The following is a 13,300-nucleotide window of genomic DNA, read 5'->3' as shown; positions in this document are numbered from 1 at the left end:
ATTATGAGCGTTATTCTTGATCTGCACGGAAACCCCTTTGAGACACGGGCGCTGAAGCGCCGCCAGTCAGACGACAACCTGCTTCTGCGTCAGCAGTGGCCGGAGCATCCGTCGGTCGGCATCAACGTTAACCGTCTGTATGGCATCCTTCAGGCCGCCGAACAGGGCGACCTTACCGCGCAGGCCGACTTCTTCTGTGACATGGAAGAGCGCGACGGGCATCTGTTCGCTGAGATGAGCAAGCGCCGTCGGGCGCTCCTGACGCTTCCCTGGAAGATTGTGCCACCGCGCAATGCCAGCGCCACCGAGCAGGCGCTGGCCGTCAAAGTCTCCGAATGGTTCCAGGACCTGCCGGATTTTGAGGCACTGCTGTTTGATCTCACCGATGCCATCGGGCACGGCTTTTCACCGGTTGAGATTGACTGGTCGCGTCAGGGTAAACTGTGGTTTCCGTTGCGCTTTCACAAGCGCCCGCAGCGCTGGTTCCGCACGCCGTCGTTCGCCGGTGATGATATCCGCCTGACGGATGGCACGGCGGACGGCGCGGCGCTGTGGCCCACCGGATGGGTGCTGCACCGCCACAAGGCGAAGTGCGGCGGCTTCCCGGAAGCGGGTCTGTTCCGCGTGCTGGCGTGGACTTACCTGTTCAAAAACCTCTCAGCGCGCGATCTGGCGGAGTTCCTGGAGGTGTATGGTCTGCCGATGCGCGTCGGTAAGTACCCGTCCGGCACCACCGACGACGAGAAGATGGAACTGATGCGCGCGGTGATGACGCTGGGGCGCGAGGCGGCGGGGATCATGCCGCAGGGCATGGAAATTAACTTCGAAGATGCCGCCGCCGGTCAGGCCGATCCGTTTAAATTCATGATTGACTGGTGCGAGCGCACGCAGAGCAAGGTCATTCTCGGTGCCACCCTGACGTCACAGACGGAGAGCAATGGCAACCGCTCACTCGGTGATGTGCATAACGAGGTGCGCCATGAGCTGCTGGCCAGCGACGCCCGGCAGCTGGCCACCACGCTCACGCGTGAACTGCTCTGGCCGCTGCTTGCGCTCAATGGCCACGCGGATACCGATCCGCGCCGGATGTGTCGCTTTGAGTTTGACGCCAGCGAGCCGGAAGACCTGAAAACCCTTGCTGACGCCATCGGTGCGTCGGTTAACGCCGGTATCGCCGTGGGCCAGGAGTGGGCGCATCAGCGCACCGGCATCCCGGTTCCGGCGGCAGGTGAAACCCTGCTGGTGCCACCGGGGAACAAACGCGACACGCCTGCGGCACTTTCTCTGCTGTCCGATGCGCGTGCCATGCTGCCGTTCACGCAGCAGGCGGCCCTTTCCGTGCAGGAGGATAACAGCGCACAGGCCACACTGGATGCCGTCCCCCAGGCGCTGGCCGGGGTGACTGAAGAGGCGATGAGAGCGCTGCTTACGCCGCTTGTCGCGGCCCTCAGCGACGGCCAGCCCCCGGAGGCGCTGCATGCCCTTATCGATGCGGCATATCCGCAGCTCGCTGACGAAGAGATGCGCCAGCTGATTGAGAACGCGCTGTTTGTCGCTGACCTGTGGGGGCGTGTCCGTGGTTAACCTCGGCTATGCCATGACGCTGAAGCCGGAGGCAGCGATACGTTACTTCCGTTCAAAGGGCATTAACATCGCGTTTGATACCCGGCAGATGCAGGACCGTGCGCACGCCACCTCATTTGTGGTGAGCGGTATCCTGAAGCAGGATGTGCTGACGGATGTGCATACCGCGCTGGCGCAGGCGCTGGAGGACGGCCAGACCGGCGCCTGGTTTAAGGATAACCTGATGCCACAGCTGGCGCGTAAGGGCTGGCTGGGCAGCGGTCTGAAGGCTGACGATGACGGTGTGCTGGAGGGCCGGAAGCTGATGCCATACCGGCTTGATACCATCTTTCGCACCAACACGCAGTCGGCATACATGGCGGGCCGCTATGAGAAAATGCGCGCCAACGTTAAGGCGCGGCCCTACTGGCAGTATGTGGCGGTGATGGACAGCCGAACCCGTCCGGCGCATGCGGCCCTTAACGGTCGTATCTTCCGCTGGGATGATCCGATCTGGGATATCCTCTTTCCCCCGAACGGTTACAACTGCCGCTGCCGCGTGGTGGCGTTGTCACAGGCTGAAGTCGACCGGCATCCGGTGGGTGTTGAATCGTCAGAGGGTATGCGGATCACCATTGAGCAGCCTTATGGTAACAGCACCCGTCCGGTCACGGCCCTGAAAGACCCGGCCTCCGGGCGTCTGTTTACCCCGGATGCGGGCTTTCATCTCAACCCCGGACGCGACAGCCTGGCGAACCTCAGCCAGCAGCTGTTGCGCAAAGGGGCCAGCGCACCACCGCACCTTGCGGCGCTGGCCACGGACGAAGCCATGCGCAGTCCGGCTGTGCGGGCTGACTTCACACGCGACCTGGCGGGGTGGGTGCAGACTGTGGCGCACGATGACCGCCTCAGCGGCGATGCACGCTATGCCGGGGCGCTGCTGCCTGCCGTGGTGGACGCGCCCGCCGTCAGCGTGACGCGGGCTGTGGTGACGCTGACAGCGGACACCGTGCGGGCGCAGCCAGCGGTGACGGCTGACTGGCTGCGTATTCCTGCGCTGCTGGCTTCCCCTGATGTGGTGCTGCAGGATGCTGACGGTTCGCTGTTGTACGTGGTGCGCCGCAGTAACCTGCCGCGCGTGCTGCGGGTGAGTCTGAGCGGTGATATGCCCGCCATCACGCAGAGTGAGCTGCTCACGCCTGCGCGTGAGGTGCAGCTGAGAGCGCTGCCGGTGGTGACCGGCGCATGGGAGGCCTGATGGAGCCGGAACTGACGATAACCTTCCCCCCGGAACTGGAGCAGGCGCTGGACCGGATGGCGCAGCGCTTGGCCCGCCGTGAACCGTTGCTGCGGGACATCAGCGAGCGCATGTATAAAGCGGTTATGGATAACTTCGCGCAGGAAGGTCGCCCGGTGAAGTGGCTGCCGGTTGCCCGTGAAGGGAAAATCCTGCAGGACAGTGGCCGTCTGGCCAGCTCCATCGACACGTACAGCGACAATGACCGCGCCGTGGTCGGGACGAACGTTATCTACGCCCGTATCCAGAACCAGGGAGGTAAAACGCGTCCGCATGAGATCAGGCCGAAATATAAGCAGGCCCTGCGCTTTAACGGTCGCTATGCGGCAAAGGTGAATCACCCCGGCTCAACTGTACCGGCCCGCCCGTTCCTGACCCTCACCGGTGAGGATATGCAGGATATAGCACAAAGCATAGATGACTGGCTTACAGGTGGGCTGTGAGGATAAACGCCTGAGACGCCCTGTAAGCGCCTGAAGACCTCCGGGGGTACATCGCTACCCCTGAAAACCTTTTAAACGGAACTGACGCGATTTAAACGTGTTTTAAACGGGGTTACGCCTGCCGGTTAAGCTGTTACCCTGTGATCCTGCGCAAACCTTCCCCTGCGTAACTGCTTCACCCCTGCAACTGATTAGCCTTTTGCCCTCCCGCTAAGCTGCGTCCTGACATGATGACACAGGATGGCAGCAGTACATGAAACCGGCCCTGCGCATTGGCGCACTTAACGGATGGATCACCCCGACACTGGACGGTGACGCACCTCGCGTGCAGCTTCTCCCTGCCGGTCGGTTCCGCTCGGAAGATGGTCGCCCTGCGGAAGCGGAGTGCTGGCGACTGGAAGCCGCGCAGGCGGCGCAGGTCATTGCCACCGCAGAGCGCCGCGTTAACGATTTCATGTTCGATTATGAGCACCAGACCATTCACAAGGAAGAGAACGGGCAGCCCAACCCTGCCGCAGGCTGGTTTAAGCGGCTTGAGTTCGATCCGGTTGCAGGCCTGTTTGCCACCGACGTGCAGTGGACGGCGCGCGCACAGCAGTTGATTGACGCAAAGGAGTACCGCTATGTGTCAGCGCTGTTTCTGTATGACCAGCAGGGCAACGTGGTCAAGCTCATTAATGCCGCCCTGACCAACACTCCGGCGCTGGATGGTATGGATGAACTCCTTGCCGCCGCGTCATTTCTTTACCTCCCGGAGGACACACCGATGGATGAAAACTTACGCCTGGCACTCTGCGCGATGCTGGGTCTGGGGAAAGAGGCCGATGAGGCCGCGATTGCTGTCGCGCTGACGGCGGCGCAGGAAACCCTGCTTAAACCCGCCGCCTGCAGCACCTTTTCCGACCTGATTGCGAAGAAAGACCAGAGCATTGCGGCGCTGTCTCAGCAGGCCACCACTGCACCGGACCCGTCCAGGTTCGTGCCGGTCAGCGTGTTCAATGAGACCCGCGAGCAGCTTGCAGCCCTGAGCCAGAAAGTGCATCAGACCGAAGCGGATGCCCTGATTGAGGCGGCGCTGAGCGACGGTCGCATCATTCCCGGAGCCGATGAGGACTGGATGCGTTCACTGGCGACAAAAGACCTGGACACCTTTAAGACTGGCCTGTCCATCCGCACGCCCAATCCGGCGCTGACGGGGATGCAGACCGGCGGCAAAGCCCCGGCAGAACTGAACACCGCCGCCCTGTCGGCTGACCAGCAGAAAATGCTGGGCGCGCTCGGTCTGGACGCTGGCTACCTCTCTGAGAGCGGAGGTGCAGCATGACCGCAACCACCACACCCCGTAACACGCCGTGGCGCGATGCCATCCTGACGCCGGTCGGCGTGGCGAAAGGCGAAACCATCCCGGAAGGGGCTATCGTCTGCATCAATGCTGACGGTTATGCCGTCAACGGCAAGGCGGACGCCACCCTGAAATTCGGCGGTTGCGCAGCAGAATCCGTGGATAACAGCACGGGCGCTGACGGCGACATCACCATCCTGGTGCGGACCAATAAGGCGTTTCGCTGGGATCAGGACGGCACCATCACGCAGGCTAATCTGCTTGACCGGGCTTATGTCCTGGACAACCAGACGGTGACCGCCACTGATGGCAGTACGCCTGCGTCAGATGACGGGAAGACTCCGGCCACCGAAGCCACCAACTGTAAGGCGGGCAGCATCATCATGATTGATGCTGACGGCGTCTGGATTTACTGACAATAAGGAAGACAACGATGGCCGAAATCACTAAAGCCAATCTCGACGTGCTGTTTCTGGCGCTGAAAAAAAGTTTCAGCGATGCCCTGAGCCGCGCACAGCCCAACTGGGGCGAGGTGGCCACGCTGATCCCGTCGACAACGGCGGCAAACTATTACGCCTGGATGGAGCAGTTCCCGCAGCTGCGTAAATGGGTGGGCGACAAAATGGTGCAGCGCCTGCAGCGCCAGGACTACGTTGTGCCCAACGATGATTACGAGGCGACCATCAGCGTTAAGCGTAACCACATTGAAGATGACCAGCTTGGCATTTACCCGGTCTCTGCCACCGCTTATGGCACCGCTGCCGCCAACTGGCCGGATAAGCTGATTTATGACCTGGTGAATAACGGCTTCAGTGCGAAATGCTTCGACGGTCAGCCGTTCTTCAGCGCAAAACACCCCGTTGCGAAGAAAACCTTCAGCAACCTGCTGAGCGCGCCACTCTCAATTGCTTCTCTGGCAGAAGCCCAGGCCTCCTTCGGTAAGGCACGCGAGATGATGTGGAGCCTGCAGGATTCACAGGGAGAGCCGCTGAGCCTTAACCCCAATATCCTGCTGGTCGGTCCTGCGCTGTTTGAACTGGCCACGTCGCTGGTGACCACCGACCGTCTGGAAGATGGCAAGCCTAACCCGTACAAGGGGGCGGCAAAGGTGGTGATGTCCCAGCGTATCAAATCTGCGACAGCGTGGTTTCTGCTGGACACCACCCAGGCGCTCAAGCCGTTCATCTTTCAGCAGCGCAGGAAGCCAACCTTTGTATCGCAGCTTACCCCGGACAGTGACAGCGTCTTTATGCGCGCGGAATACCTGTTTGGCGCTGAAGCGCGCGGTGCGGCGGCGTATGCCTTCTGGCAGATGGCGGTCGGCTCCACCGGTGACGGAAAATAGTCATGTACGCAACCCGTGATGACATGGTGAAGCGCTTCGGTGAGCGTGAAGTCAGTGAAATCACCAATGTTAGCGACATCGATATTGATGATGACGGCGTGCTGGACTTTGCCCTGCAGGCCGCTTCCGATGAGATCGATGGCTATATTGCCGGGCGTTACACGCTGCCGCTGAAAGCCCGTCCGCCCATCCTGACCGGCATCGCCTGTGACATTGCCCGTTACCGGCTGACCGGCACGGAGCGGCTGTGTACGGACGAAATTCGCGACCGCTACCGTGACGGCATCCGCTATCTGGAGAAAGTTGCAAAGGGTGACGTGTCGCTGGGTTCGGGAGAGTCAGGCGGAGCCGCACTGCCATCATCCTCAACCGGCGTCATGTTTACTGCAGGCAGCAACAGCTGGTCCCGGTGGCGCACAGGCGGAGGCGGTTACTGATGATTACGCAGATTGAGCAGGCCATCGTCACACGCCTCAGTGAAGGCCTGAATACCCGTAAAGGTGGCATGGTGCGTAACGTCACCACCTACGGCGGCGAGCTTGAAGATATCGGTCAGATACTGCGCGTACTGCCCGGTATCTGGGTGACATTCAAAGGCGTCACCAGTTGCCGCCCGCAGAACACCACGCAGCGCCGCTGGCGCGTGACGGGCGAGTTTGCGGTGTTTGTGGCGTCACGCAGCGTGCGTAGTGAAACCGCCCAGCGCGAAGGTGGTCCCGTGCCGGATGAGCCGGGCTGTAACCTGATAGCGGAGAGCGTGCGTCGCCTGCTGACCGGGCAGGATGTGGGGCTTCCCATCGCCTGCCTGCGTCCGGGGCGCGTCACCAATCTGTTCCGCAAGGCCTATAAGGACAGCGCGGTGTCGGTGTACGTGTGCGAGTTTTCCACGCACTGGTATGAGGACGCGCTGGACAACGGTCGCTGGCCAGCGCCGGAAGACGCCACCGATCCGGATTATATCTTTGCGGAGTACTGCGGCAGGCTTGATAAACCGTGGCCTGCCCATGACACCACCGCAGGCACCTTCACCACACCATCCGGTGCGACGCTTGACAGCATTGTGACTACGGAGAAAGACGAATGACCCGTGTGATTGCCCGTAAGGGGGTACGCGTGCCGCTGGAGAACGACAGCCGCCGCTACATTACTGACAGCCAGGCGGTGGAGGTGGTGCTGACAACCTACTACCGCCGCCGCCTGAGCGATGGCGACCTTGAGCTGGTCCCGGCAAAGGTGGCTGAACCCGCCGCTAAGGCCGTCGCGCCAGCTGCCACGAAAACTGCCGACACCGGCGCGAAGAAGGAGGACTGAGTCATGGCTGATACGGACAACATCCCGACCACCACCCGCGTGCCGGGGACGTACACCCGGTACGACTTCACCAGCGGCGCACGCACGCTTGCAACGGGTGACCAGTATCTGGTTATCCTGGCGCAGCGTCTGTCAGCGGGCAGTGTGGCCGCGCTGACCCCGACCGACGTCTACAGCGCCGATGAAGCGGCGGAGTATTTCGGGCGCGGCTCTCAGGCGCACCTGATGGCCGCTGCCGCCATTGCGGCCAACAGCAGCCTGCAGCTGGCGGTCTGTGCGCTGGATGATGACAAGGCAGGGGTGGCCGCAAGCGGTTCGCTGGTGCTGAGCGGTCCCGCCACCGGCTCCGGACAGGTCAGTCTGCGCGTGGGCACCACCACGGTCTCCATCGCGGTGAAAGCTGGTGCGACCGCTGAAACCCTGACGGACGACCTGCATGCGGCACTGGCCGCACAGGCTGACCTGCCGCTGCGGGCCACCATTGACCGCGTCGCTGAGAAACAGAGCGGCCTGATTTTTACCGCCCGTAACACCGGCGCATGCGGTAACGAAATCAGCCTTGCGCTGACCATCACCGCCAGTGGTGTGTCAGGGGAGCTTAGCACCATGACCGGCGGCGCGGGTGACCCGGCGCTGCCGGATGCGCTATCTGCCGTGTTCAGCGCCGGTCACACGCTTATTGCGGTGCCGTATTCCTCACAGGATGCGCTCACCACGCTTGCTGCGCACGTCAATGAGGTCTCCGGCCCCACCGAGCAGCGCGGGGCGGTGGCCGTCACCGGCTGGCGCGACACGCTGGCCACCGGCATCACGCTGACCGGCGACACCAACACCGCACGCATCACCACGGGCTGGCATCACGGCTCAGCACTGCCGTGCGGCATTCTGGCAGCGGTGTATGCCGCCACCATTGCCGCAGAAGATGACCCGTCTGAGCCGCTGGATAATGCGGTGCTGACCGGGCTGGATGTGACCGCGCAGACCGACTGGCCGATGCGTACCGAAATGGAGAAGGCTCTGCACAACGGCCTGACGCCGTTTAACGTGGTGAACAACGAGGTGCAGCTGGTCCGCGCCATCAGTACGTATGTGAAAAACAGCCAGGGGATTGACGACCCGACGCTGCTCGATATCAACACCATCCGCACGCTGGATTATATCCGCAAGGCCTGGCGCACCCGGATGTCTCAGCGCTTTCCGAACAACGGCAAGCTGACGGACCACCGTCTGCGCCAGATTAAGTCGGAGACGCTGGATGTGCTCTATGCGCTGCAGGCGCTGGAGATGGTGGAGAACATCGACACGTACAAAGACCAGGTGACCGTCACCCGTAACCTGCAGGATGCGAACCGTGCCGATACCGCTATCCCTGCTCCGGTCGTGCGCGGTCTGCATATCCTGACCGGCACCATTTACCTGTATTAAGGAGCGCGCAATGAGCGACCTGTATGTCGGGCCGATTGTCCTGGAGGTCAACGGCACCGAAATCGAGATTGTGAGCGTCAGTCCGACCGTGGACACCGGGCGCAAGCTGGTGAAAACCATGAACTCCACCGGGCGGGCTAAGGGGCATGTTAACGGCATTGCCACCTACAACCTGACGCTGGAGGCGGTGAAGCCCAAAGGCCATACCATCGTCTGGGAGAACATTGTTGACGGCAAGCTCACCCTCTACCCGCAGGACACTGCCGATGGCGACAAGACCATCACCTATCAGAACTTCACGGTGCAGACCGTGGGGGACCAGTACAACGTGGATAACGAAGCGCGCGTGAGCATCAGCGGCTTTGCCCTTAACCGTATCGAGGAATAACGATGACCGGAAGCACCAAAACCCTCAGTGGCCAGCTTGAGATTGGCGTGGAATTTGATGGCAAGTTGCACCGTGACTTTACCCTGCGCCTGCCGACCGTGGGCGATGAGATTGACGTGGCCGAGGATGAGAGCGTGCCGGAAAGTGGCTTTCGCGTGGCCATCTTTGCCCGCTGCCTGACCGCGCTCGGCAGTATTCCTGCGAAGCAACTGAGCTATAAGCTGTTGCGCGACGAGCTGGACAGTGGCGATTTCGGGATACTGATTAAAGCTGCTGAGGAGCTGAAAAAAAAGCGCAAATCAGCGAACGTCTGCGACATAACTTCCGCTGTGCCTGTCTCCGGCTCGGACGCTACGGGGTCAGTGAAGCCGACATCTTCCGCTTCAGTGCTGTAGAGCTGGCCGGGCGACTGGATGCCCTTAACCATGTGGAAAACCCGAAAGCCTGGTTAAAAGCGCAGTCAGGGCAACATGCCCGTTTTGTCAGCACCCGGCGCAGTAAAAAGCGCCGGAAATCCCGTCCAAAATCATCCAGGAAATAACGTATGGCAGGCCCGTTTGACACGCAGATCGGCATCGGCGTAAAAGATAACGCCACGGCTGGCATCACCCGTATCCGCAATGAAGTTCAGCGCATGCAGGAGGCGCGAGAACGGCTGGGTGTGCGCAGTGAGAATACCATTCGCCGGGCTATCCAGCAGACCGAGGCCTCCCTGAATCGTCTTGCCCGCAGTGGCACGATAAGTGCCGCTGAGCTGTCGCGCGCGCAGGAAAAAGCGGCGACTAAAATTATCCACCTCCAGAAAGAGATGGCTGAGGCAGAGGTGCGCAGTTTCACCAGTCGCAATGCTGCCAGGGAAGCATATACAGCGCTTGGAATAAGAAGCGAGCACTCTGTTCAGCGTGAAATTCAGCGCACCGAAGCCGCTTATAACCGGCTTGAACGCTCAGGTGTCCTGTCCGCCAGTGAGCTGCAACGTGCGCAGGAAAAAACCATTTCAACTGTGGCACGCCTTCGTCGAGAGCTGGGGCAGGCTGACCGCGAACAACGTACTTTCGGGCAGAATATCCGTCGGAGTATGTCCGTCATTGGCGGGGTCGGTGGTGCAATCGCAGGCGTCGGGTTGGCGCTCCATAAACCCATAACCGACGCAGCTTCCTACGATCATACCCTGCGTGAAACCGCTAACTTTGCTTACAACAGCGGCGGCATCAAAGAACGTGAAGCGGGCATGAAACGCATGGATAGCAGCATTCGTGACGCTGTCGGGGCAACCGGCGCAAGTGCTGATGAGGCTTTTTCGGCCCTGAGAACGATGTGGCGATCCGGCGTCATGCAGGGCGACAGTCCCTATAAGTACCTGAGCAATGTGCTGCGCAATGCGGTAGCTACCGGCGCAGATGCTGAGTCGGTCGCAAACACGCAGGCCAGTACTGTCAACTTCGGGCTGGGCGAAAAAGATTCGCAGGCGGGCCTCAGCGTGCTTACGACGATGGCTCAGCATGGGAGCATTGATGTGCCGAAACTGGCGCACGAAATGCCGCGAGGACTGGAGTCAGGTAAATCTGCTGGTTTTTATGGCCCGCGCGGCTTCTCACAACTGGCCGCCTTCTTTGAGGCATCGGCTATCGGGGCTAAAAACCCGGAAGATGCCGCCACCAATGCCAATGATTTCCTTGCCGAACTGACGTCCAAAAATCTTGCGAACAATGCCGGCGGAATTCAGCTCAACGGCAAAAAGCTCGATTTGCGCGGCATGATGCGCTATGACCTTGCGCACGGCAAAACCGCTCTGGATACCGTCACCGGCGTTATCAGCAAAATGGATAAAGCCGACCCGGATTATCGCCATCTGACGAAGCAACTGTCGTCTGCATCCACCGATGAGCAACGGGCAAAGCTCCGGGCGCAACTGGATCAGATCCACGGACAACACATTTCCCAATTGTTCCCCAACCAGCAGGCCCGCAATGCTTATCTGAATTTCGACCGGAATCGTGACTTTTATAATCAGCTTGTTGGTGAGGGTGTGAGTCAGTTCAGTCTGCCAGAGGGTGAGCGTTCGGCAGATGTTGACTTTCAGCTCATCCAGCGAGGCCCGCAGTGGAAAACGGATCGCGCCACCCATCTGACGCAGGTCACCGGCAACGAAGCAACCAGCGGTGCTGCCGGTCTGTGGGGAGATTTCATGAATCACATCGCGGATCTGGAGCAAAAATTTCCGGCGCTTGGGGAAGCGGTGAGCGGAGTGACGACAGCATTTAAAGCCATCACCGGCGGGACCATTGGCGGCACTGTCGGCGGTGCAATCGGTGGCATGACGATCTTTAAAAAACTCAGGAATATGCTCACCGGTAACTCTGCAGCAGTGGCTGAGGGCGCTGAAGGTGCGGAAGCTGCAGGCGCGACCTCTGGTGGCGTGCTGGGGTCGATTGGACGCTGGCTTACCGGTGGCGCGCGTGCTGTCGGAGGTGCAGTGATTAACGGCGGTAAAAGTGCGGTCACTGATGGCATTGTGGAGGGTGGGCTTTTAAGTAACCCGCTGGCGCTGACCATTGCTGGTCTGGTTTACCCTTCGGATACCGTGAGCGGCAGCAGTGAGTCCGCAGAGCTGGCCCGCCTCAAAAACCAGAACTACGGAAAAAACTCCCGCCAGACGTCGTCTGAAGCGCTCAGCTACCTGCAAAACTGGAAAGGTAATCAGGCACCGGCGGGAGGACAGCCGGTTGTCAGGTTACCTGCTCAGCAGGTTCCGGTCGTTAATGTCAGCGTGACGCTCAATGATCGTGATATTGCTGCCGCTGTACACGTACTGATGGATCAGAACGCCCGGAGGCACGGCGCATGAGTGATTTTATCTCCCAGATAGCCGCAGTGGCGGGTATAGACACCCTGATGGAGGCGTCTTACCGTGGCGTGCCGTTTGACGTGGTGGCCACCCGTGACACGCTGGCCCGCGATACCGTGAACTATGCCTACCCGTACCACGATGGCGCGACCGTTGAGGACCAGGGGCTGAAAGCAATTAACTTTCGTCTCTCGACCATTCTCTTCGGGCTGGACTGGAAACAGCAGTTAAACGCGCTTATCACCGCCTTTAAAACCGGCGGGCCGGGCGAGCTTATTCATCCCATCTACAACTCCATTCCCCGCGCGCAGTTCCTTGAGGCGGGGATTGAGAAACGCGCCGAAGAGATGGACGCCGTCACCGTCGAGCTGGTCTTTGTGGAGTCCGGCGAGGTGCAGGCGCTGTTTGAAGCGGCCTCTGCTGACCGCGCGTCAGAGAGTATCACCAGTACAGGCAACAGCCTGCTGGACGGTGCCGCCTCAGCCTTCAGTACCGCGATGCGTGATATCCGGGAGCTGGAGAACGGCGTGGAGCGCATCAACACGATAGTCGCTCAGGGCGAATACGTCCTGGACGGCGTACGCGAACAGATTCAGGGGGCAACGGCCAGCGTCAGCAACCTGCTGGACACGCCCGCTGCGCTGGTGAGCGACCTTAAAAGCCTGCTATCAACCTTCAGCGACTCGCTGACGCTGACCGGCAGCGGCGTGAAGTCAGACTGGCAGCAGGTCACCCGGCTGGCACAGACCACCGTGGCGCTGCCGCAGCAGTATGTCGCCTCACGCAGCATTGTCACCATCAGCAAACCCTACCGCCTGCCGCTGAGCCGGGTGACCGCCATCAGAAGCAGTGACACGCAGCTTGTCACCCGTACCGCGCAGCTGGTTACCGTGAGCGAGCTGACCGCCGTGGCCGCCACCATTTTTGCAAACGAGACCACCACGCCGTCGCTCACCAGCACGCAGACGGAAGCCATCACAAACAACGTGCGCAGCGCCATCGCGGACGCGCTCAGCGCCTGCCGGACTGCCCTGCTGACGGATATCAGCGAGGCCCGCAGCCGGGGGCTGACCGCCGACACCCGCACCCTCAGCACCACCATCACGCAGCTGCAGGCGCTGGCTTACACCCTGCAGAAACAGGCGGCAGCGCTGATACAGCAGCGGCCACCGCTTGTCACCCGCGAGGTGACCCGCCGGGCCAACCTGCATCTGGTGGCCTTTGACTGGTACGCCGACGCCAGCCGCGCGGAAGAGCTGCTGCGCCTCAATCCGCAACTGGCTAACCCAAATGACCTGCGTCCCGGCATGACCCTTTACGCTTACTCAAGGTGACCCC

The 13,300-nt window shown here is 60.9% G+C and carries 14 protein-coding genes; all 14 read left to right on the top strand.

What is annotated here, in order from left to right; all coding sequences use genetic code 11:
* Positions 1 to 3 precede the first annotated feature (3 nt).
* The 14 genes from NG99_RS04635 to NG99_RS04570 all read left to right on the top strand — a co-directional run bounded on the left by NG99_RS04635 (position 4) and on the right by NG99_RS04570 (position 13,296).
* Complete coding sequence (locus tag NG99_RS04635) at positions 4 to 1,584, top strand: DUF935 domain-containing protein (RefSeq protein ID WP_034888881.1); 1,581 nt, start codon at positions 4 to 6, stop codon at positions 1,582 to 1,584.
* On the top strand, positions 1,550 to 2,821 hold the full coding sequence (locus tag NG99_RS04630; RefSeq protein ID WP_232298167.1) for a phage head morphogenesis protein: 1,272 nt from the start codon (positions 1,550 to 1,552) through the stop codon (positions 2,819 to 2,821). The genes NG99_RS04635 and NG99_RS04630 overlap by 35 nt, the downstream gene beginning before the upstream one ends.
* Positions 2,821 to 3,303, top strand: a complete 483-nt coding sequence (locus NG99_RS04625) for a phage virion morphogenesis protein (RefSeq protein ID WP_034888879.1) — start codon at positions 2,821 to 2,823, stop codon at positions 3,301 to 3,303. The genes NG99_RS04630 and NG99_RS04625 overlap by 1 nt, the downstream gene beginning before the upstream one ends.
* A 253-nt stretch (positions 3,304 to 3,556) precedes the next feature.
* On the top strand, positions 3,557 to 4,627 hold the full coding sequence (locus NG99_RS04620; protein ID WP_052130551.1) for a phage protease: 1,071 nt from the start codon (positions 3,557 to 3,559) through the stop codon (positions 4,625 to 4,627).
* The gene (locus tag NG99_RS04615; RefSeq protein ID WP_034888877.1) at positions 4,624 to 5,061 is read left to right on the top strand and encodes a hypothetical protein; all 438 of its coding nucleotides are present in this window, start codon (positions 4,624 to 4,626) and stop codon (positions 5,059 to 5,061) included. The genes NG99_RS04620 and NG99_RS04615 overlap by 4 nt, the downstream gene beginning before the upstream one ends.
* A 17-nt stretch (positions 5,062 to 5,078) precedes the next feature.
* Entirely contained in the window at positions 5,079 to 5,990 is a 912-nt protein-coding gene (locus NG99_RS04610) for a Mu-like prophage major head subunit gpT family protein (protein ID WP_034888875.1), read from the top strand.
* A 2-nt stretch (positions 5,991 to 5,992) separates the two neighbouring features.
* The gene (locus NG99_RS04605; RefSeq protein WP_034888873.1) at positions 5,993 to 6,427 is read left to right on the top strand and encodes a gp436 family protein; all 435 of its coding nucleotides are present in this window, start codon (positions 5,993 to 5,995) and stop codon (positions 6,425 to 6,427) included.
* Entirely contained in the window at positions 6,427 to 7,074 is a 648-nt protein-coding gene (locus NG99_RS04600) for a DUF1834 family protein (protein WP_034888872.1), read from the top strand. Before NG99_RS04605 ends, NG99_RS04600 begins: the two co-directional genes overlap by 1 nt.
* Entirely contained in the window at positions 7,071 to 7,301 is a 231-nt protein-coding gene (locus NG99_RS04595) for a DUF2635 domain-containing protein (RefSeq protein ID WP_034888870.1), read from the top strand. The genes NG99_RS04600 and NG99_RS04595 overlap by 4 nt, the downstream gene beginning before the upstream one ends.
* Before the next feature lie 3 nt (positions 7,302 to 7,304).
* A complete protein-coding gene (locus NG99_RS04590) occupies positions 7,305 to 8,726 on the top strand; it encodes a phage tail sheath C-terminal domain-containing protein (protein WP_052130550.1) in 1,422 nt (473 codons plus the stop codon).
* Positions 8,727 to 8,736: 10 nt separating this feature from the next.
* Positions 8,737 to 9,114, top strand: coding sequence for a hypothetical protein (locus NG99_RS04585; RefSeq protein ID WP_034888868.1), 378 nt, complete (start codon positions 8,737 to 8,739; stop codon positions 9,112 to 9,114).
* A 2-nt stretch (positions 9,115 to 9,116) separates the two neighbouring features.
* Entirely contained in the window at positions 9,117 to 9,509 is a 393-nt protein-coding gene (locus NG99_RS04580; RefSeq protein ID WP_034888866.1) for a phage tail assembly protein, read from the top strand.
* 149 nt (positions 9,510 to 9,658) lie between these two features.
* Positions 9,659 to 11,962 carry a phage tail tape measure protein gene (locus NG99_RS04575; RefSeq protein WP_034888864.1) on the top strand — a complete coding sequence of 768 codons (2,304 nt, stop codon included), beginning with the start codon at positions 9,659 to 9,661 and terminating at the stop codon, positions 11,960 to 11,962.
* A complete protein-coding gene (locus NG99_RS04570) occupies positions 11,959 to 13,296 on the top strand; it encodes a DNA circularization protein (protein WP_034888862.1) in 1,338 nt (445 codons plus the stop codon). The genes NG99_RS04575 and NG99_RS04570 overlap by 4 nt, the downstream gene beginning before the upstream one ends.
* Positions 13,297 to 13,300: the final 4 nt, after the last annotated feature.

The organism is Erwinia typographi, from assembly GCF_000773975.1.
GTDB classification, from domain to species: Bacteria; Pseudomonadota; Gammaproteobacteria; order Enterobacterales; family Enterobacteriaceae; genus Erwinia; species Erwinia typographi.
The sequence above is the reverse complement of the archived record's forward strand: the minus strand, read 5'-3'. Positions and strand labels throughout refer to the sequence as shown.